The organism is Mariniflexile sp. HNIBRBA6329 (assembly GCF_043558645.1).
Lineage (GTDB): Bacteria > Bacteroidota > Bacteroidia > Flavobacteriales > Flavobacteriaceae > Mariniflexile.
This window is the reverse complement of sequence record NZ_JBIFXS010000013.1, coordinates 24,789-43,396: the sequence shown is the minus strand read 5'-3', so window position 1 is coordinate 43,396 and position 18,608 is coordinate 24,789. Positions and strand designations below refer to the sequence as shown.

The following is an 18,608-nucleotide window of genomic DNA, read 5'->3' as shown; positions in this document are numbered from 1 at the left end:
CTTTTCCTCTTACATATGGCATTTAAAAAAAGCATTCTTTGTCTACACAAAATTTTAGGATTAGCAACAGGCGTTGTGGTTTTTGTGGTGGCAATTACTGGTTGTTGTTGGGCTTTTAAAGATGAAATTGAAAGTCTTTACCTTGATGATTATACGGTTGAAATTCAGAATAAACCCATTTTAACCCCAACCCAAGTTAAAACCATTGGAAGTTCGGTGTTTCCTAACAATACCATTCACGGAAGCATTTTTAACAATAGTAAAGAAGCTATTGAAATCATTTATTATGATGCTGAACCAGAATTCTATCAAAGTGTGTTTTTAAATCCGTATTCAGGTGAAGTGATGCATGTGGAAAACCATCTTTCCGGGTGCTTTTCGTTCATATTAAAAGGACACATGCGTTTATGGTTTCCAAAAGAAATTGGTGAGCAAATAGTGGGGGTGTCTATTTTAATATTCATATTAATCATCATTTCAGGTTTCATTTTATGGCTTCCCAAAAAACGTAAAAACTTAAAGCAACGTTTAAAATTTATGTGGAAACCCACAACACGATGGAAACGAAAAAACTTCGACTTACATGCCATTGTTGGGTTTTACATTTGTTCGCTCGCACTCATTTTGGCATTTACAGGTACGGTAATGTCCTATAACTGGATGAAATATGTGGTTTACAAAACAGCGGGTGGCGATAAGGTGCCTGCGTTTATCATTCCACAAAATGAAAGTGAAACGCCTTTAGATAGCGAAATGTTGGCGATTGATAACTTAATAGTAAAACTAAAGCAAGAATTACCAAATGCCCTAAGTTACGAGCTGCATTATCCCAAAACAGATTCGTCGAGTGTTTATGTGGAGGTTTCGAACAGTAAAGATGTTTTTTATGATACCGATTTCCGCTTTTACGACCAAAACACGTTGGAAGAACTTGAAACGCCAGGGGTTTACGGCAAATACAGCGATGCCAAAGTGGCCGAAAAAATACTTCGTATGAATTACGATATACACATAGGAGCCATTGGCGGTTTACCGGGAAAAATCATTGCATTTTTGGTTAGTTTACTTACCGCTACCTTGCCAGTAACTGGTATTCTTTTATGGTACGGCAGAAAATATAAGAAGGAGAAAACAGTAAAAATAATCGATAAAAGGTAAAATTTAACTTTGAAAGGTGAGTTTTGAAAGCCCCGATATACTAAAACTCAAATTTATAACGTTATTTAGCACAAATAAATTAACGTCATATGAAGAAAATTATAGTCCCAATTCTTGCACTTTTTTTTATGAGTTGTGAAGAAGAATTACAAAAAGCAGTTGATTCTGCATCAGCTATCGAAGTATTAAATGAATATGCCATAGTGAATAAAGTTTTTCAAGATGCAGGTAACAATAGTGGCGATGCTGTTTTAAGTTCAGAAAATTTAGCATCAAGTTCAAAAAGCAGCCAAACAAAAGCTGATGGTCCAATAATAACCATTGAACCTTTAGATTTCACCACCTTTCCTAAAACCATAACGGTTGATTATCAAGATGGTGTATTAGGTAAAGATGGTATTACCCGTAAAGGAATTGCAACCATTGTTTCAACCAATTGGTATGGTGTAGAAGGCAGCAAGCATACGACTACTTTTAACAACTATTACCATAATGATTATAAAGTTGAAGGTACTCATGTTGTAAATAATTTAGGAGAAAACGGTGATGGCGATTTACAATACAGTGTTACCATCGAAAATGGAAAGATAACCTCAAGTACAGGTAGAAGCATCAATTATGTGGAGAATTCCACTAGAACTTGGGTAGCAGGATCTGATACACCACTTAATATTTGGGATGATGAATATATGCTTGATGGCACACAATCGGGTGTAAGCTCTAAAGGCATTACATATTCGTTAACTACCGAAGAATCGCTTCATTTTGTGTTGTTGCCAAGAAATATTAAGTCTGGTATTTTAGATGTTAGCGTTGGTAATATTGACGATATCAAATTAAATTATACCACTAAAATGATTACCATATTTGGGAAAGAGTATCCTTTTGGTAATTAGTATTTTTACTGTTAAAATTTATAAAAGGGATTATTGCACGCTGTAAATAAGCTGTAATAATCCCTTTGTTTATTTTTAATTTATTCTAATTAAAAAGTTAAATTCGTAGTGAGTTATATTATAATGAAGCATTCCAATCGAATTTTACCTTTAATTGTTTTTTCTCAGTTTTGCTGTACCTCATTATGGTTTGCAGGTAATGGTGTTATGGGAGATTTGGTAAGTACTTTTAATTTGAAAGCCTCCGCACTAGGGCATTTAACTTCAGCTGTTCAATTTGGTTTTATCTTTGGATCATTTTTATTTGCACTGTTAACTATTACAGATAGGTTTCCGCCTTCAAAAGTGTTTTTTATTAGTGCTGTAATAGGGGCTACTTTCAATTTGTGTATTGTTTTTGATGGGAACAGCTTAAAAAGTTTATTATTGCTTAGGTTTTTAACAGGTTTCTTTCTTGCTGGAATATATCCAGTAGGAATGAAAATAGCTTCAGATTTTTATAGAGAAGGTTTAGGGAAATCACTTGGCTTTTTAGTGGGAGCACTTGTTATTGGAACCGCTTTTCCTCACTTGTTGAAAGGTTTATCAGACTTTATTTCTTGGAAATTAGTAGTGTACATTACTTCTGTTTTAGCTGTTTTGGGAGGAATGCTTATGTTGCTTTTGGTGCCAAATGGGCCATTTAGAAAACCTATTACCAAGCTAGATTTTTCAATTATTTACAAGGTGTTTAAAGTTCCTAATTTTCGTTCGGCTGCTTTTGGGTATTTTGGACATATGTGGGAACTATATGCTTTTTGGGCATTTGTTCCAGTTTTACTTACCACTTATGTGATGATATATCCTAAAACTAATTTTAATGTTCCTGTTTTAAGTTTTGTTATTATTGCCTTGGGCGGAGTAGCCTGTATTTGGTCTGGTTATTTATCTCAAACATTTGGTTCAAAAAAAGTAGCAGCTATTTCACTTGCTTTATCATGCTTGTGCTGTTTACTATCTCCTTTGTTTTTTATATTCGATTCAGAAATTGTTTTTGTAGGGTTTCTTATTTTTTGGGGTATGGTGGTTGTAGCGGATTCACCATTATTTTCAACCTTGGTTGCTCAAAACGCGCATCCAGAACATAAAGGTACCGCTCTAACTATAGTTAATTCAATAGGTTTTTTTATTACAATAATTAGTATACAGCTCTTAAATAGTTTAAAGAGTGTCATAGCAGTAAATTATCTTTTTATCATATTGGCAGTAGGTCCTATGATAGGATTGATGGCTTTGTGTATAAAGAAAAAAATCAATTAACAATCTTTCCATCTACCATAGTTAACTTTCTATCGGCTAAATTAGCAAGCTCTTCGTTGTGGGTTACAATCACAAAAGTTTGTCCAAATTCATCACGAAGTTTAAAAAACAAACTATGTAAATTTTCGGCAGATTCACTATCCAGGTTTCCCGAAGGTTCATCGGCAAAAATTAAATCTGGATTGTTAATAAGAGCCCTAGCTACGGCAACACGTTGTTGCTCACCACCCGAAAGTTCGTTGGGTTTGTGGTTGTAACGGTGCGATAAACTTAAAAAATCCAGTAATTCTTTAGCACGTTTTTCGGCATCATTCTTTTTAGTACCTTTTATAAAAGCAGGTAAACACACATTTTCTATAGCAGTAAACTCAGGTAGTAATTGATGAAACTGAAATATGAACCCTATATGTTCATTTCTAAATTTGGCCAAAGCCTTATCGTTAAGCGAACTTATATTGGTATTGTTTATAGTCAATTGAAAATTTTCTTTTGAAGAGGCTCTATCTAAAGTCCCCAAAATTTGGAGTAAAGTAGTTTTTCCAGCACCCGAAGCCCCAACAATAGAAACAACTTCACCTTTTTTTATATGAATATCAACACCTTTTAAAACCTGTAAATCGCCGTAATATTTATGAATGTTTGTTGCTTGAATCATAGCTTGTAAATAATGTTGTGAAAATACTACTTTAAGCCGTTCTGTACAATTAAGAATCGTTTTTATTGTTATGTCCTATTTATACTTTATATTTAGTATGATAAAAACTTAAAGAATGCCTTATAAAACCATTGAAGAATACAACATGCAGGTAACTGATGATGTTAAAGACCGATACAAAAACATTATTGAAGATTTAGGTGAAAATACCCAGCGCGATGGTTTGTTGAAAACCCCAGAGCGTGCCGCCAAAGCGATGCAATTTTTAACCCAAGGATACCATCAAGACCCAGTTGAAATTCTTAAAAGCGCCATGTTTAAAGAGAGTTACAACGAAATGGTCATTGTAAAGGATATTGAATTGTATTCACTTTGTGAGCATCATATTTTACCTTTTTTCGGGAAAGCACACATTGCCTATATACCAAACGGACATATTGTTGGATTGAGTAAACTACCAAGAATTGTTGATATATTTGCACGCCGATTACAAGTACAGGAACGTTTAACCGAGCAAATTTTGGATTGTATAAACGATACTTTAAAACCACAAGGTGTTGCTGTGGTTATTGAAGCGTCGCACATGTGCATGATGATGCGTGGGGTACAAAAACAAAATTCGGTAACGACCACATCGGGGTTTCGCGGGCAGTTTGAAAAAATAGAAACTAGAAACGAATTTCTAAAATTAATAGGGAAGTAGTTTTGGTATGTTTTTTGTTTCTGCTGAAGTCATTAATATTATTTGAATGAATAAATACACAAAATTAGCCTTAGGAATCCTGTTTGATGCTTTGGGCTATGTTTCTTTTTTAATTCCAGGTATTGGCGAGTTTTCAGATATTGTTTGGGCACCACTTTCAGGATGGTTAATGACCAAACTTTATAAAGGTAAAGCGGGAAAAATAGCTGGGGTAATAAGTTTTACTGAAGAAGCTTTGCCTGGTTTTGATGTGATTCCAACCTTTACGCTTATGTGGATTTACACTTATGTTTTTAGTAAGGAAGAAAGTGCAATAGAAATTAAAAATTAACACTCACAGCAAAGATTAATTTTTAATCACTTTAAATTTAAAATTTTCATTACCCACTAACCCAGTGCCATTAACACCTTCAATAATTCCCATAAAGCCTGTGTTTATATCCGAACAATAAAATTCTATAACAGCTTCTCCTTGCTCATTGGTGATTATGTCTGGTTTCCAAAACAAGGTGTTTCTATAATCAGGAAAAGGGTCATTTATAGTTTCTTCATTATATACAGGCTGGTATAATTCTCGTTTGCCATAATTACCCTTTAGCATTTTTAAGTTGAATTTTTTTAGAATTTCTTCTTCAGTATATTTTTTTGTTCGGTATGTAATTTTACTTATTCTATCCTCAGCCAAGTATGTTTCGCCTTCAATAGGTTTTCTATTATAATCTTCGGGATGATTTATACAATTTAAATTACCATAGCTACATACATAATCTCTAATATCAAACTTTAGTAAACTATCCAAAGTACCTAAGTACTTGTCTCTAAATATCTGCTTTTTCTTTGTGGAAAGAACTATCTCTTCTAGTTTATTTATATTGTCGGGCAAAATAAAGTTATCTATTGAATCTTCTTTTTGTTCTTCTTTTTCTTGCTTAGTAAGAGGATACTTTAATGTTAGGTTTTGTCGATGTGTATTGATATTCTCAAATGATACATCCTTAATATCAATAACATATTTAGGTTTCACAGGTGTCATAGGTTTTATGTACAAATAACCCTTCTCTGCCATTTTAAGATGGGTATAGTCAATATTAAAAATTCCTTTGGAATTGGTCATTATCATATCTTTACCTCGCAATGAATCGGGAGTATATGCCATTACAATTTTTTGTCCTTGTTGGTCTGGTTTTTTGTTGGGATTTTCTAACCTTATGTGTCCAACGATACTATCTGAAAGAAGGTGCTGGAAATGTTCATTATGTCCTTTTAAATTAGCTTCGTTCCATACATAGCGTCTCCAACCTTGAGTTAGTAATAATAAGTTTAATGCTTCGTGCCTGTCTTTATTGTCCTCGTTAAAATAATATGCAGGATTGTAAATGTTCCCCTTTATCTGTGTGGAAAGATAGTAATGTGTTAGTATGTTTTTGGTATCCAGTTTATTGTTATATATCTCATCAAAGACACTTAAACCTAAATGGGCCACAACAGGCTCATTGTTTTGGTCCGTTACTTTAATTTTAAGAACTGCTTTTTCCCTGGTTAGGTATTCACTTTTGTTAAGTACGGTTTTTATGTTTAGTTTTTGTTGAGGATTTACATAGATTAAACGTTCGGCCACTGGTACTGCATTTTCATCAAAAAGGGTGACTTCGGCAATGCCCTGCGGTATATCTTTTAGTGGGATTTTAATAAGAAGCTCTTCGTTTAAAGTACCCATGGCAATGTTATATACAATACCTCTGGACTGTATTCTTAAATAAATAGGCTTCTCTGTTAAATCGGAACTTTGAGAAACCTTAAAGAAGGCATGGTTTTTATTAATATTCAATAACTGTAATGTTTTTCCACTTGAAAGAATTTTAGGTAAATTATAAATATTGTCTTTTTCAGGTTCGGTAAGCTGTATATGATAATTGTTGTTTGGGTTTGGAGTGAACAGAAAGCTCCCCATACCGGCATGTGTGCTTTTAAACTCTGTTATTGGAGTGTTGTTTTCATATAAGGTGCCCGAAATATCAATGGGAAAGCCTTTTGAATTTTCAGCTTTAAAGGCTACTTTATTTTGAATGCCAGAAACCAAATCGCCACCTTCTGGAAAGATTGTGAAATTAAAAATACTATCTTTTGTTGCAAATTGTTGTCTTGGTTTCCTTTTTATGTTTTTAAGAATCTGTAATTTGCGTAGAGCATGAAACTCTTTGGTATCATTATAGAATGAATGTGAACTATAGGCTGCCAGTGTATAAGAACCCGTTTGTAAGGAATCGTTTAAATACAGATGTCCATTTACAAAACCATTTTCAATTTCATATTTTTCTTCCCAAACGGACTTATCTGTTTTGTCTTCAATTAATTGAACAAAAAATATTTTGCTTTTTAGGGATGGTAAAAGTAACTGAGCATCTAATACATAACCCTTAAACCATAAATCTTCCTCGGTTTCATAAATACTTTTGCTTGTTTGTAGATAAACTATATCAGAAATATGTTGCTCTGATAAATTGGTTATTTGAGTTGCTAAATTATCAACAATTTTGTTTTGTGAATATATAATTGAAAATGAACCTAATAGAAGTAGTATTAATAGGGGTAAGTTTCTATAATTTTTGTGAAATTGATTTTTTTTAATTTTTAAAAGAAAAAAAGACAACATCAAATTACTTCTATTAGGTTTATAAATTTACAAATTATAAGTTAATCCAATAGTTATATTTCTCCCCATATTGAAAATACCATCGGGTTTTAAACGTGATAGATGGTTTATATAGGTTTTATCAGTTAAATTAGTTCCAGATATAGTAATAGAAGCTTCATTATTAAACAGTTTGAAACTACCACCTAATCCAGCACTTAGTAAATTATAACCATCCGTACTGGTTTCAAAAGCACTTATGTTATTTTGGTTAAACGTGGTTGTTAATTTTATAAAGGCATAGCCTTTTTTAAACCACGGTTTTTCAAATTCAACCCTTAAAATATTTGTTAATGAATTTGCGGGAATTAACGGCAAGTAATCATCGTTGGCTTGTTTTCCGGTTACGGTTTCAAAACTCGATTCTATATGCAACCAATCTAAAGGGTGCGGGTGTATGTGCAGCCCAACTTCACCACCATATAAATTGGCATCGTTTTGTAGATAAACAAAAACCGGATCCCCATCAATTTCAGTCCCATCGGGCGATAGATAAATGTAATTGTTGATTTTGTTATAAAATCCATTCACAAAAAACTCAACATGGTCATTTTTAAATTCTAACGCGACATCCGATTGGAAATTTTGTTCATTATCCAAATTAGGATTTCCAATTTCATAGCGGTTGGTGCCTTCATGGGACCCGTCGGAAGTTAACTCAGCCAAATTGGGCGCTCTAAACCCAGACGCAAAATTTACACGAGCCGTAATGTTGTTGGCAATATTGGTTTTAAAGCCTAAAGCACCATTAAAACTGTTGAAATCTTTTTGCAAACCTGTGGCAACATCTAAACTTCGGTTATCAAAACGCGCACCTAATTGTACATCTACTTTTTCGAAATGAATGTGTGAGGTTGCTAACACTCCTATATCATTTGTAGTAGCATCTGGAATTAATTGTTCCTCGCCGTAATTGGTATTTATTTGGTTCATACCCTGTACACCAACAATGGTTTCAAACTTCCCTAGTTTTGGCAGGTTGTATTTAATATCATAATTAGCGGTTTTTAACTTCATGTGAAGCGCTGCTTCTAATGCTTCTTCTTCATGTTCATCATGCTCATGTTCTTCTTCCTCATGTTCATCTTCCTCGTGATGGTGGTGTTCTTCAAACTCCTTTCTATCATTATAAATGTATCCCAAATTAATATCTAAACGAGAGTTTTTGAAGAATACAGTCGATTTTGAACTGAACAGATGGTTTGTTATATTTTGAAAAGGAAGTAAGGGTGTTTTGTTTGTAGATTGTTCGCCAATATCTTCAGGAATTCCCAATTTGGAATTGTTTACATTGTAGCGAAACTCTGTTTTAAAACTGTTTTTTTGGTAACCCAAGCCAGCTTTAAAATCTTGCTCTCTAAAACGTGTGTTGGTAACACGATAGTCGTTGGTTTGGTAATCGGCATGTTCGGTTAAGCTTCCTCTAAACAGGAATTTATAATGCTCGTCGGACGATTTGTATCCAGCATTGGTATTGAACCCTTGGGTATTGCTAAAATAATTGCCACTAAAATCGGCATTTGAAGTATTGCTTTGGGCAAACTTTTCAGGGTTTAAATAAAGCACCCCACCAAGCGCATCGCTACCATAGAGTAGGGAAGCGGGGCCTTTGATAACTTCAACGCTTTCAATACCCGAATCGCTTAGCCCTAAACCGTGCTCGTCTCCAAATTGTTGGTTTTCCAAACGTACCCCTTGGGCATAAACCAACACCCGATTGGAACTTAACCCACGAATAACAGGTTTTCCAATACTTAAACCAGTTGTTACACTTTCAACACCTGCAATGTTTGTAATTCCATCCGATAAATTTATGGCCCCTTTCGCTTTTAAATTTTGCATGGTTTCGTGTTCTACTTTCATCACATTTTCGCTTTGAAGTTTGTGAAACGGCGTAGAAACTATTACGGCTTCCATTTCAATGGCTGAAGGTGTTAATGCTATTTCTAAATTTGTGGTGTTGGGAATGTTTACGTTAACCGATTTTGTTTCATAACCTAAAATGGAAACCAAAACTTTATATTGTCCCGAAGGGATATTTTCTAATGAGAAAAAACCGTTTTCATCGGTTGCTGTGCCTTTTTCAATCTCTGTAAAATAGACATTAGCGTAAACTAAACCTTGTTTTGTATTGGTATCAACAACGGTTCCTGTTATTGAATTTTGTGCATATAAGTTTGTAATTGCTAGGAATAGCAACGTATTTAATAATATTCGCATGTAGTATTTTTTTAATTTAATAATGTTTTTAACTGAATGGTTTTCAGTGAATTTTGAACTATTAAATTAAAGAAGGAGGCCCGCGGAGTGCTGTTTGTAAACGTTGAAACTTGCTTAAAAATTGATATTGGGAAACAATTTCTAAAGTACTTTCCTTAGGAGAAATTAATTCAACGTTAAAAAAAGTAATATTGTAAGACGTACTTAATTTGAATTTGTAAAAATCACAATCCGTATTTATTTCATGTAAATGTGTTGATTTTTCACCTTTACAAATATCATGTTTATGATGTGCAAAAATATGGACAAATTTAGCACCAGCAGGAACTAACAACAACAATGCGAGCATTATTGTGATGGTTTTAAATGCGATATGTTCCTGTACCTTTTGCATTAATCTACAAAACGTTTAAAGCCAATGCGTTTTAACATCTTTTTTTCGAAATTCCAGAAAAATTTATGTTGCCCACATAACCAGCCAAAGAAAACCAGCATAAATTGGTACATGATGAATAGTAAAACAATACGAACCACCCAATAGCCAAAGCTTCCAAAGTTTTCAGAAGTAATGTTTAGATAATTTAATATGGGCTTTCCAATAAATGATGCGGTAGAACCCGTAATGGCAAATACAATCAAAATTATGATTATTTGCCAATTCTGTTCAATGCCCCAGCGTTCTTTTAATTTTTCCACAAACCTTATTTATGGTGCAAAAGTAAGTAAACAAGTTTAAATTCGAGGAATAAATGGCCCTAATCTTTGGTTGTATGTTATTTGAAAATAAATAAAATAGTTATACAACTTGTAGTTTACTTCGTAACCATAATCGATACCGCTCTGATAATCAATTTGCATTTCGTATAAATTGGGGTTATAGCGTTGCGGTTGTATCACACGATTGTTCCATTCATTAACATAAATTAAATTTCTGTTTTCTAAATACTGTTGTGAGTAGTAGCCTTCAGGTTTAGCAATACTTACTAACCAAGAGTTAAAACCCGGTTCTATAATAATGATTTCGTATTCCAATTCCTCATTAGAAATGCTAACGGTATCGCTAAACTTGGTATTTTGTAACAGTTCATTTTTATTAGAAGTACTGGACCTTGTAGTATTGCAACCAATAGCAAAACCACAAATGAGTAATATGAATATAATTGATTTCATCGTTTTAAGTTTTTTTATCCAAAACTACTACCCAATGTACTTTTATAAAAGCATGAATGAGTAAACCCTGTTTTTGAGTTAGTAACATAGTCTTTTCTTTTTACTTAAAATTACAAAAATCATTCCTTAAATGCTTGTTTTTGAATTGATTTAATAAAAAAAGAAGCTGTTTGAAAAGTCTATATATTGTCAAACTGAACTTGTTTCAGTTTCTAATAAATATTGATTATCAACGAGTTAAGATTCTGAAATAAATTCAGAATGACACTTGTTGATACTTTTCAAACAGCTTCTTTTGAATAATGTATAAAGTTGTTTTTATTTACTTCCAAAAAGTCCACCTAGTAAACCACCAAGTCCGCCTTTCTTTTTAGAACTGCCTAAAACCATACCAGCAACATCATCTATAACACTGCCATCGCCATCGGCATCTAGAATAGATTCTAAAAAGCTTTGCTCGTTTTTAGCAGAGCTGCCACCAAGTAACCCGCCTAACAATCCTTCAATACCACTGGTGCTGTTTACGTTTTGTTTTTTGGCTTGGTTTCCTATAACCCCCATAAGTATGGGAGCCGCTACTTTTAAAATTTGTGCTACCGAATTGGCATCCATGCCAGCTTTAGCTCCTAAAGTTTTTTCAACGGCTTGTTGTTTGCCACCTAACACATGCCCAAGTATTTTGCTTCCATCTTCTAAAACATTGGCGTCTACACCACCACTAAATAAACCTCCAAGATTTTCTAAAATACTGCCATCGTGTTTACCACTATTTAAAGCGCCAAGTAATCCTTCTGCGCCTTGAGGTGTTGCCGCATTACGTTTCATGGCTGCCATTAAAACAGGCAATGCCATGGTTAACACTTCTTGCGTTTTGTTTTGTGGTTGATTGGTTTGATTTGAAACACCATTGATGATGTTTTTTCCTAGATCACTGTTTAATAGGTCTAAAATTCCTGACATGATTTTTATATTTATGATTTATGATTTACGATTTGTGATTCACGATTCACGATTTATGATTTTTTAACTTTTAACTTTTAACTTTTTAAAAAGTTGGCATTTCAAGGTACAAAAAAAGTCCTAACTACAAGTTAGGACTCCATTAAATCTATAAGGTCACAATTTTTATTGTTTCCTATTTTAAGATGCTTATTATTTGTTCCGCTAATTCGGTTCCAATTCTATCTTGGGCTTCGTTTGTAGCTGCACCTGTATGAGGTGTTAGCGATAAACCTGAATTCATTAATAATTGCATTTCTGGTTTTGGTTCGTTTTCAAAAACATCTAAAGCAGCACCAGCTACTTTTCCGCTTTCAATAGCTTTAACTAAAGCGACTTCATCTACCACGCCACCACGCGCTGCATTTGCAATAAACACACCTTTTTTCATCATTTCAAATTCTGGAGTACCAATAACGTACTCTTTTTGAGAAGGAACATGTAACGTAATAAAATCAGCTTGTTTTAAAACTTCTTCTTTAGAAATCGTTTTAATTTCGAAATTTACTTTTTGACCATCAAAAAACTCTAATTCTAAATTAGCTTTTTCTAAAAATGGGTCGAACGCAATAACTTTCATACCAGCACCTAAAGCTACTTTTGCAGTGGCTTGTCCAATACGTCCAAAGCCTAAAACACCTAAAGTTTTTCCTTTTAATTCAACACCTTTAGCGTATGCTTTTTTAAGTTTTCCAAAGTTAGCATCACCTTCTAATGGCATATCTCTGTTTGAGTTATGTAAAAAACGTGCTAATCCGTAAAAGTGACCAAATACCAATTCAGCTACAGAGTGTGATGAAGAAGCCGGTGTATTGATAACATGTAGTCCTTTGCCTTTTGCATAATCTACATCAATGTTATCCATACCAACACCACCACGACCAATAATCTTAATGCTTGGGCAAGCATCAATTAAGTCTTTACGTACTGTGGTTGCACTGCGCACCAATAAAACGTCAATTTGCTTTTCGTTTATGTAGTTTGCTAATTGTTCTTGTGCTACGGTTGTTGTAATCACTTCAAAACCTCCTTTTTCAAGAGCTTCTTTACCAGTTTGTGAAATACCGTCGTTTGCTAATACTTTCATTTTTTTAGTTAAAAGTTAAAAGTTAAAAGTTAAAAGTTTCGAGAACGATTATACTTTATACTTCTGATTAATTTTATTTTTTATTTCCGCTAACGCGAAAAATTATAATTTTTGTTTTTCAATTTTGAGTAAGCACTGAAAACTGTTACTGCTTACTGCAAACTAATTTTATGCTTTGCTTTCCAATTCGCTCATTACCTCAACAAGTGCTTTTACACTTTCAATTGGTAAGGCGTTGTACATAGATGCTCTGTATCCACCAACACTTCTGTGTCCGTTTACACCGCTTATGCCAGCTTCTTTAAGCATGGTTTCAAAAGTTTCCTTTAAATTTTCGTTTTCTAAAGTAAACGTAGCATTCATTAACGAACGATCTTCTTTTGCAGCAAAACCTTTGAATAATGGGTTTAAATCTATTTCAGAATACATTACTTGTGCTTTCTTCTCATTAAGTTCTTCAACAGCTTTAATACCACCTAAATTTTTAATCCATTCTAGAGTTAGCATAGATGTGTAAACCGAAAATACTGGAGGTGTATTGTACATACTACCGTTTTCAATATGGATTTTGTAATCCATGATTGAAGGAATGTTGCGAGAAACTTTTCCTAAAATATCTTCTTTAATAACAACCAATGTAGTTCCTGCAGGCCCCATATTTTTTTGAGCACCAGCATATATTAAGCTAAACTGTGAAAAATCTAACTGACGTGAAAAAATATCGCTACTCATATCGCAAACCATAGGGATTGGTGAGTTAGGGAACGCTTTCATTTGTGTACCAAAAATGGTATTGTTAGATGTACAGTGGAAATAATCGTAATCTTCAGGTATGTCGTAAGCCTTAGGAATGTAATTAAAGTTAGCTTCTTTAGAAGATGCTACTTCGTAAATATCGTCTAATTTCTTAGCTTCTTTAATAGCTTTAGCACTCCACGCACCTGTATTTAAATAGCCGGCTCTTTTTTCTAAAAGATTCATGGCAACCATTAAAAATTGTGTACTTGCGCCACCTTGTAAAAATAATGCTTTATAGCCTTTACCTTCAAGTCCCATAAGCTCTAAAACCAATGCTCTGGCTTGTTCCATAACATCAATAAAAGCTTTGCTTCTATGGGATATTTCTAAAATAGATAATCCTTCATTATTAAAATCAAGCACTGCCTGAGAAGATTTAAGGATGACTTCTTGTGGTAATATACTTGGTCCTGCACTAAAGTTGTGTTTCTTCATTTGTGTTGTTGAATTTAAAGATGCAAAGTTGCTAATTAATTAGAAATTTTAAGGTAAAAATTCAATAATTTTTTTATTAAATTGCTAACAAAAATTCAATAGAATCAACACTATCCGCATAATCCCAAAGTTCAGGTTTTTGTGTAGCACCAAAAGCTATTTCGTTTTCTGTAAAACCTTTAGAAACGATGCACTGTATTTGGCTGCTATCTGCCTTAAGCTTTTCGTTTAGTTCTGAAATGTTATTGTAGTACTCATAAAAAACGGTGGCAATGGGCGATGCGTAACTGGCATCTTCCTTAATCATTAAAAACCCATTTTCAAGCATATCAAATTCGCTCATTAAATACACCGCCTTGTTGTAGTCGTAATTGTTAGCATATTTAGCCTTATCAATAATAGGATGCCAGTGGTACATGCCATTAAAAAAGGCATCGAAATTATAATCTTTAGGGATGAAAAGTTTTGAAACGTTACGGCAACCCAACCCGTAGTATCTAAAAATATCTTCCGCTAGGTTTTTTAGGTCGTCTTCCGTTTCTTGTCCTGTTAAAACAGCTACCGAGTTCCGGTTGTTTCTAATAATAGATGGTTTTCCTTTAAAATAGTATTCAAAATAACGTGCCGTATTGTTGCTGCCCGTGGCAATGACCGCATCAAAATTGTCTATTTTATCTTCGGTAAACGTAATTTTTCCTTTAAACCCGGGTTCCACAAATTCTAAATATTTAGCCAAAAAGGGTAGGAGGTGTTTGTCGTTTGATGATTGTTTTACCAAAACATCGTGCCCTGTAATGAGCACTGATAAAAAATCGTGAAAGCCTACCAACGGAATATTTCCAGCCATAATAATGGCCACTTGTTTTGGGGTAATGGTGCCCATATTATAAGGGTCAAGCCATTTGGTTAAATTTTCTTGGGTTAAAGAAGCTACCCAACCGCTTATGGCAAAGGCTATATTTTCCTTTGTAAACCAGCCATTGTGTTCTTCTGCCAATTTTAATTGATGTTTAAAACCTTCAAAGAATATGTCGTTGTGTTCAATATTATTTTTCTTTTGAATAATTTCATTAGAAAATTGACTTAAAAAATCTCCTAATTTCACAAATGCGTAAATTCTTTGTTGTAATTGCATGCTTAATTTGGTTATGAATACTTTTGGCGTTATTTTTGCGAATACAAAGTTAGAAAGAAAATACACTATGGCAATTATTATAACAGACGAATGTATAAATTGTGGTGCTTGCGAACCTGAGTGCCCAAATACAGCAATATATGAAGGCGCAGACGATTGGCGCTATAAAGATGGTACCAGTTTATCAGGTAAAGTGGTATTAACCAACGGTACAGAGGTGGATGCTGATGAAGCACAAGAACCTGTAAGCGATGAGATTTACTACATTGTACCCGATAAATGTACCGAGTGTAAAGGATTCCATGATGAGCCACAATGTGCTGCGGTATGTCCTGTAGATTGTTGTGTGCCTGATGATGACCATGTAGAAACCGAAGAGGAGCTTTTAGCTAAACAACGCTTTATGCACCCAGAAGGGTAATGGACAATTAACAATTGGTAATTAATAATTATCAATTAAAATAATATAAAATCCTGAGCTTTGCTTGGGATTTTTTTTGTGCTTTAAAGTTAGCGTCCCTAACTTGGAGTTGCTACCTTTACTCGGACATAAAATTTAAGACTGTTTGTTATAAAACAAATATCTTAGAAACATGAAAAAACGATATTACAGACCTGAATTAAAGGAGCAAGCAGTTCGGTTAAGTTATCAACGCGAGAATATAAAAGAATTAGCAGACGAGTTGGGTTTAGAAGTCCAAAGGATTTATAAATGGCGAAAGGCAGCCAAAACAACAATATCTCCTAAGCCAGAAAAAGCAGTACCTGATGACACATTAGAGGTTAAAAGACTGCGCAAAGCTCTTAGAGAAAAGGAACTTGAACTTGAGATATTAAAAAAGGCCGTGTACATCTTCTCCAAGAGCGATGGGAAATCTATGGATTTATAGCCAGCTATAAACATTTATATCCTACCTAAGAGGATGTGCAAGGTTTTTAAAATAAGTAGGAGTAGTTTTTATAGGTGGTATACGGCTGGACCATCAAAACGAAGATTGGAACTTAGCTTATTTACGGATTTGATTAAAAAGGAATTTGACCAGAGTAAAAAACGATAGGCTCTACACGAATAGCAGAAAAACTTAAACGTAAAGGCTACTGTATATCCAGGTTTAGAGTGGCTAAAATTATGAGGTCTAACAATTGGGTAAGCAAACACAAAAGAAAATTTAAAGCTACCACAAATTCCAATCACAGTTATCCGGTTTGCAGAAATTTATTGAACAGAAACTTTAATCCCAGTAGATTAAATGAAGCTTGGGTTAGCGACATCACCTATATTCAAACTAATCAAGGGTGGTTATACCTAAACAATTATTGATTTGTTTGATAGGCAGGTAATGGTTGGTCATTAAGTACAAGTTTACATACCGATCAAACTATAATTCCAGCCTGGAAAATGGCTGTAAGCAAGCGTACCATAAACATGGATTTAATATTTCACTCTGATCGAGGAATACAATACGCCTCAAAAACATTTAGAACTTTTATTAAATCCAATCCTTTGGTAACCCAATCTATGAGTAGAAAGGGAAATTGTTGGGATAATTCAGTTGCTGAATCATTCTTTAAAACATTGAAGGTAGAACTTATTTATGATGGTGATTTTAAAACTATAGAACAGGCTAAAACTGCTGTTTTTGAGTACATCGAAATATGGTATAATAGAAAACGTTTACACTCTTTTTTAGGGTATAAAACTCCTTATGAAGTAGAACAAGAATTTTATCAATTTAAAAATGTAGCATAGGTCTTAAAAAAAATGTCCGACTTTTTATTGTAAGTCCAAACAGCAACGGGTCTGTAAAAGTAGAGGGCGATTTTGAAATAGTAGATAGCCAAGGCAATGTATATGGTTTACAAGGTAGAGACGTATTGGGCATTTGCCGTTGTGGGCACTCAGCCAACAAGCCTTTTTGCGATGGCGCACACCGCAACCATTTTGAGCATGACGCCAAAGCGTTTGATTTGCCACCTATGAAAACCCGTTAATAACGGCTAAAATGCCACTTCAAAACTAGGTCTAAATCGTTGATTTCAAATTCAATATATAATCTAAATCCATAAAAAAAAAAGAGATGAACCGAAAGGCTCATCTCTTAGGTTATTATAATTTACTTGTGCTATCCCTTATTGCGGTTTCGTAACTGAACTTCCGTCAAGGATAACTGCAGTTTGTGCTAGCGCTCTACCTGTCATGCTCGCTCCTGTTTGCAATGTAATTCCTGTTTTTGAAAGTAAAATACCTTCAAAATGTGACGTGGTTCCAAAAGTAGCATCACCAGCTACTTGCCAGAAAATGTTTTTAGCTTGTGCACCTCCGGTTAAAGTTATATTAATACCGGCGCTCATGTTGAGGTTGCCTGCAATCTGTAAAATCCAAACATCCGTAGCTGTACCAGAAAAGGTGATTGACGAAGGTATGGTCACAGAATTGGTCCATTTGTAAAGCCCTGGTGAAAGTGTTTTTCCTCCAATGTTTCCTGTTGCAAATTCAACAAAATCTGGTGAAGGTCTACCCGCAGCATCGTTGTAAGCAGTAATCATATTTTCAACAGCTGTAGTTAAATTAATAGGGGTAGGAGCAGCCATATCAGCCGCAAATACTTTACCGGTAATTTGTGCCGATGTTGCATAGCCTGTGGCATTGGTTAAAGCTAATCCCGTAACATAAGATGTTGCAGCAGGGCTTAATCCCAAATCACCAACAATGGTTGAAGTAGAAGAATTATTAATGGCTGTTTTAGCCAAAACAACATAATTTGCTGATGCACCAAGGTTTACGGCATTAAGCGTGGTTAAAGTACCGCCAGTGGTGAAATTCCAAACCATATTGGCAGCAATAGCTTTACCCTCAAGGTTTTTTACGTCTCTAGTGATGGTGGCTGTATAAATTTTACCAGCAGAAAGATTATTTGTTGGCGTAAAGGTTGCGATATTTCCAGAATAGTCAACCGATCCAGAAACATTCGTTGTTCCCTGTTTTACAGTAAAACTGGAAGTCGTGATAGTTGATGCATTCATTGGCTCGCTGAATGTGGCGGTAATAACTGCATTACGTGAAACACCCGCTGTATTATTAGTAGGATAGGTTTCATTAATAGTTGCAGGTGGCTCATTATTAGGGTCATCATTATTATCACAACTAGTGAATAAGATAACTGACACCATGAATAGGGACATTAAAATTGTTCTAATTTTCATATTTTTATTTGTTATTTGGGTGTGAAATATATCACATGTCAAAGGTAGGCTCTTAATTTACGGAGGTGTTACACAATATTTTTATTGAGTTACATGATTCATGGAACTAGTTTGTAAACGAATACTTCTAGAACCAATTAAATCCGTTAATAACTCC

At 34.2% G+C, this 18,608-nt stretch carries 20 protein-coding genes and 1 pseudogene; 10 read left to right on the top strand and 11 right to left on the bottom strand.

The window, feature by feature from the left end:
• The first annotated feature begins 15 nt into the window (after positions 1 to 15).
• The 3 genes from ACGK9U_RS13265 (at position 16) to ACGK9U_RS13255 (ending at position 3,353) form a co-directional block, all read left to right on the top strand.
• Entirely contained in the window at positions 16 to 1,158 is a 1,143-nt protein-coding gene (locus ACGK9U_RS13265) for a PepSY-associated TM helix domain-containing protein (RefSeq protein WP_394466863.1), read from the top strand.
• A gap of 89 nt (positions 1,159 to 1,247) precedes the next feature.
• Positions 1,248 to 2,054 carry a hypothetical protein gene (locus ACGK9U_RS13260; protein WP_394466862.1) on the top strand — a complete coding sequence of 269 codons (807 nt, stop codon included), beginning with the start codon at positions 1,248 to 1,250 and terminating at the stop codon, positions 2,052 to 2,054.
• 123 nt (positions 2,055 to 2,177) lie between these two features.
• Positions 2,178 to 3,353 carry an MFS transporter gene (locus ACGK9U_RS13255; RefSeq protein WP_394466924.1) on the top strand — a complete coding sequence of 392 codons (1,176 nt, stop codon included), beginning with the start codon at positions 2,178 to 2,180 and terminating at the stop codon, positions 3,351 to 3,353.
• Here ACGK9U_RS13255 and ACGK9U_RS13250 read toward each other — a convergent pair.
• Entirely contained in the window at positions 3,346 to 4,008 is a 663-nt protein-coding gene (locus ACGK9U_RS13250) for an ABC transporter ATP-binding protein (protein ID WP_394466861.1), read from the bottom strand. The two genes, ACGK9U_RS13255 and ACGK9U_RS13250, sit on opposite strands and share 8 nt — an antisense overlap.
• Before the next feature lie 115 nt (positions 4,009 to 4,123).
• On the opposite strand from ACGK9U_RS13250, the gene folE reads away from it, so the two are divergent.
• A complete protein-coding gene (folE, locus tag ACGK9U_RS13245; protein WP_394466860.1) occupies positions 4,124 to 4,711 on the top strand; it encodes a GTP cyclohydrolase I FolE in 588 nt (195 codons plus the stop codon).
• Positions 4,712 to 4,757: 46 nt separating this feature from the next.
• Positions 4,758 to 5,042 carry a hypothetical protein gene (locus tag ACGK9U_RS13240; protein WP_394466859.1) on the top strand — a complete coding sequence of 95 codons (285 nt, stop codon included), beginning with the start codon at positions 4,758 to 4,760 and terminating at the stop codon, positions 5,040 to 5,042.
• 15 nt (positions 5,043 to 5,057) lie between these two features.
• Here the strand turns inward: ACGK9U_RS13240 and ACGK9U_RS13235 are convergent, their stop codons facing one another.
• The 9 genes from ACGK9U_RS13235 to ACGK9U_RS13195 form a co-directional block, all read right to left on the bottom strand.
• Positions 5,058 to 7,364 (bottom strand): hypothetical protein, encoded by a 2,307-nt coding sequence (locus ACGK9U_RS13235; RefSeq protein WP_394466858.1) that lies wholly within the window; start codon positions 7,362 to 7,364, stop codon positions 5,058 to 5,060.
• Between the two features lie 27 nt (positions 7,365 to 7,391).
• Positions 7,392 to 9,623 (bottom strand): TonB-dependent receptor domain-containing protein, encoded by a 2,232-nt coding sequence (locus ACGK9U_RS13230; RefSeq protein ID WP_394466857.1) that lies wholly within the window; start codon positions 9,621 to 9,623, stop codon positions 7,392 to 7,394.
• Between the two features lie 61 nt (positions 9,624 to 9,684).
• A complete protein-coding gene (locus tag ACGK9U_RS13225; RefSeq protein ID WP_394466856.1) occupies positions 9,685 to 10,017 on the bottom strand; it encodes a hypothetical protein in 333 nt (110 codons plus the stop codon).
• Positions 10,017 to 10,319 (bottom strand): DUF6787 family protein, encoded by a 303-nt coding sequence (locus tag ACGK9U_RS13220; RefSeq protein ID WP_394466855.1) that lies wholly within the window; start codon positions 10,317 to 10,319, stop codon positions 10,017 to 10,019. Before ACGK9U_RS13220 ends, ACGK9U_RS13225 begins: the two co-directional genes overlap by 1 nt.
• A gap of 36 nt (positions 10,320 to 10,355) precedes the next feature.
• Positions 10,356 to 10,793: a DUF6146 family protein gene (locus ACGK9U_RS13215; protein WP_394466854.1), complete on the bottom strand. Its 438-nt coding sequence runs from the start codon at positions 10,791 to 10,793 to the stop codon at positions 10,356 to 10,358.
• Between the two features lie 318 nt (positions 10,794 to 11,111).
• On the bottom strand, positions 11,112 to 11,753 hold the full coding sequence (locus ACGK9U_RS13210) for a DUF937 domain-containing protein (RefSeq protein ID WP_394466853.1): 642 nt from the start codon (positions 11,751 to 11,753) through the stop codon (positions 11,112 to 11,114).
• A gap of 175 nt (positions 11,754 to 11,928) precedes the next feature.
• The gene (locus tag ACGK9U_RS13205) at positions 11,929 to 12,879 is read right to left on the bottom strand and encodes a D-2-hydroxyacid dehydrogenase (protein WP_394466852.1); all 951 of its coding nucleotides are present in this window, start codon (positions 12,877 to 12,879) and stop codon (positions 11,929 to 11,931) included.
• A 168-nt stretch (positions 12,880 to 13,047) separates the two neighbouring features.
• Complete coding sequence (gene serC, locus ACGK9U_RS13200; RefSeq protein ID WP_394466851.1) at positions 13,048 to 14,112, bottom strand: 3-phosphoserine/phosphohydroxythreonine transaminase; 1,065 nt, start codon at positions 14,110 to 14,112, stop codon at positions 13,048 to 13,050.
• 76 nt (positions 14,113 to 14,188) lie between these two features.
• Positions 14,189 to 15,247 carry an acyl-CoA reductase gene (locus ACGK9U_RS13195; protein WP_394466850.1) on the bottom strand — a complete coding sequence of 353 codons (1,059 nt, stop codon included), beginning with the start codon at positions 15,245 to 15,247 and terminating at the stop codon, positions 14,189 to 14,191.
• Between the two features lie 67 nt (positions 15,248 to 15,314).
• On the opposite strand from ACGK9U_RS13195, the gene ACGK9U_RS13190 reads away from it, so the two are divergent.
• The 5 genes and pseudogenes from ACGK9U_RS13190 (at position 15,315) to ACGK9U_RS13170 (ending at position 17,239) form a co-directional block, all read left to right on the top strand.
• Complete coding sequence (locus ACGK9U_RS13190; RefSeq protein ID WP_209655501.1) at positions 15,315 to 15,668, top strand: 4Fe-4S dicluster domain-containing protein; 354 nt, start codon at positions 15,315 to 15,317, stop codon at positions 15,666 to 15,668.
• Between the two features lie 172 nt (positions 15,669 to 15,840).
• Positions 15,841 to 16,137 (top strand): transposase, encoded by a 297-nt coding sequence (locus tag ACGK9U_RS13185; RefSeq protein WP_394466849.1) that lies wholly within the window; start codon positions 15,841 to 15,843, stop codon positions 16,135 to 16,137.
• Positions 16,138 to 16,301: 164 nt separating this feature from the next.
• Positions 16,302 to 16,568, top strand: a complete 267-nt coding sequence (locus ACGK9U_RS13180) for an IS3 family transposase (protein WP_394466923.1) — start codon at positions 16,302 to 16,304, stop codon at positions 16,566 to 16,568.
• A gap of 33 nt (positions 16,569 to 16,601) precedes the next feature.
• Positions 16,602 to 16,997 (top strand): annotated as a pseudogene (locus tag ACGK9U_RS13175) (transposase); the annotation flags it as partial.
• A 26-nt stretch (positions 16,998 to 17,023) separates the two neighbouring features.
• On the top strand, positions 17,024 to 17,239 hold the full coding sequence (locus ACGK9U_RS13170) for a CDGSH iron-sulfur domain-containing protein (protein WP_394466922.1): 216 nt from the start codon (positions 17,024 to 17,026) through the stop codon (positions 17,237 to 17,239).
• Between the two features lie 138 nt (positions 17,240 to 17,377).
• Here the strand turns inward: ACGK9U_RS13170 and ACGK9U_RS13165 are convergent, their stop codons facing one another.
• Positions 17,378 to 18,451, bottom strand: a complete 1,074-nt coding sequence (locus ACGK9U_RS13165) for an ice-binding family protein (protein ID WP_394466848.1) — start codon at positions 18,449 to 18,451, stop codon at positions 17,378 to 17,380.
• Between the last annotated feature and the right edge of the window lie 157 nt (positions 18,452 to 18,608).

Excerpts from the sequence above, each read along its gene's own strand:
- ACGK9U_RS13265 (WP_394466863.1), top strand. The coding sequence starts at position 16 with ATGGCATTTAAAAAAAGCATTCTTTGTCTACACAAAATTTTAGGATTA.
- ACGK9U_RS13260 (WP_394466862.1), top strand. The coding sequence starts at position 1,248 with ATGAAGAAAATTATAGTCCCAATTCTTGCACTTTTTTTTATGAGTTGT.
- ACGK9U_RS13255 (WP_394466924.1), top strand. The coding sequence starts at position 2,178 with ATGAAGCATTCCAATCGAATTTTACCTTTAATTGTTTTTTCTCAGTTT.
- ACGK9U_RS13250 (WP_394466861.1), bottom strand. The coding sequence starts at position 4,008 with ATGATTCAAGCAACAAACATTCATAAATATTACGGCGATTTACAGGTT.
- folE (WP_394466860.1), top strand. The coding sequence starts at position 4,124 with ATGCCTTATAAAACCATTGAAGAATACAACATGCAGGTAACTGATGAT.
- ACGK9U_RS13240 (WP_394466859.1), top strand. The coding sequence starts at position 4,758 with ATGAATAAATACACAAAATTAGCCTTAGGAATCCTGTTTGATGCTTTG.
- ACGK9U_RS13235 (WP_394466858.1), bottom strand. The coding sequence starts at position 7,364 with ATGTTGTCTTTTTTTCTTTTAAAAATTAAAAAAAATCAATTTCACAAA.
- ACGK9U_RS13230 (WP_394466857.1), bottom strand. The coding sequence starts at position 9,623 with ATGCGAATATTATTAAATACGTTGCTATTCCTAGCAATTACAAACTTA.
- ACGK9U_RS13225 (WP_394466856.1), bottom strand. The coding sequence starts at position 10,017 with ATGCAAAAGGTACAGGAACATATCGCATTTAAAACCATCACAATAATG.
- ACGK9U_RS13215 (WP_394466854.1), bottom strand. The coding sequence starts at position 10,793 with ATGAAATCAATTATATTCATATTACTCATTTGTGGTTTTGCTATTGGT.
- ACGK9U_RS13210 (WP_394466853.1), bottom strand. The coding sequence starts at position 11,753 with ATGTCAGGAATTTTAGACCTATTAAACAGTGATCTAGGAAAAAACATC.
- ACGK9U_RS13205 (WP_394466852.1), bottom strand. The coding sequence starts at position 12,879 with ATGAAAGTATTAGCAAACGACGGTATTTCACAAACTGGTAAAGAAGCT.
- serC (WP_394466851.1), bottom strand. The coding sequence starts at position 14,112 with ATGAAGAAACACAACTTTAGTGCAGGACCAAGTATATTACCACAAGAA.
- ACGK9U_RS13195 (WP_394466850.1), bottom strand. The coding sequence starts at position 15,247 with ATGCAATTACAACAAAGAATTTACGCATTTGTGAAATTAGGAGATTTT.
- ACGK9U_RS13190 (WP_209655501.1), top strand. The coding sequence starts at position 15,315 with ATGGCAATTATTATAACAGACGAATGTATAAATTGTGGTGCTTGCGAA.
- ACGK9U_RS13185 (WP_394466849.1), top strand. The coding sequence starts at position 15,841 with ATGAAAAAACGATATTACAGACCTGAATTAAAGGAGCAAGCAGTTCGG.
- ACGK9U_RS13165 (WP_394466848.1), bottom strand. The coding sequence starts at position 18,451 with ATGAAAATTAGAACAATTTTAATGTCCCTATTCATGGTGTCAGTTATC.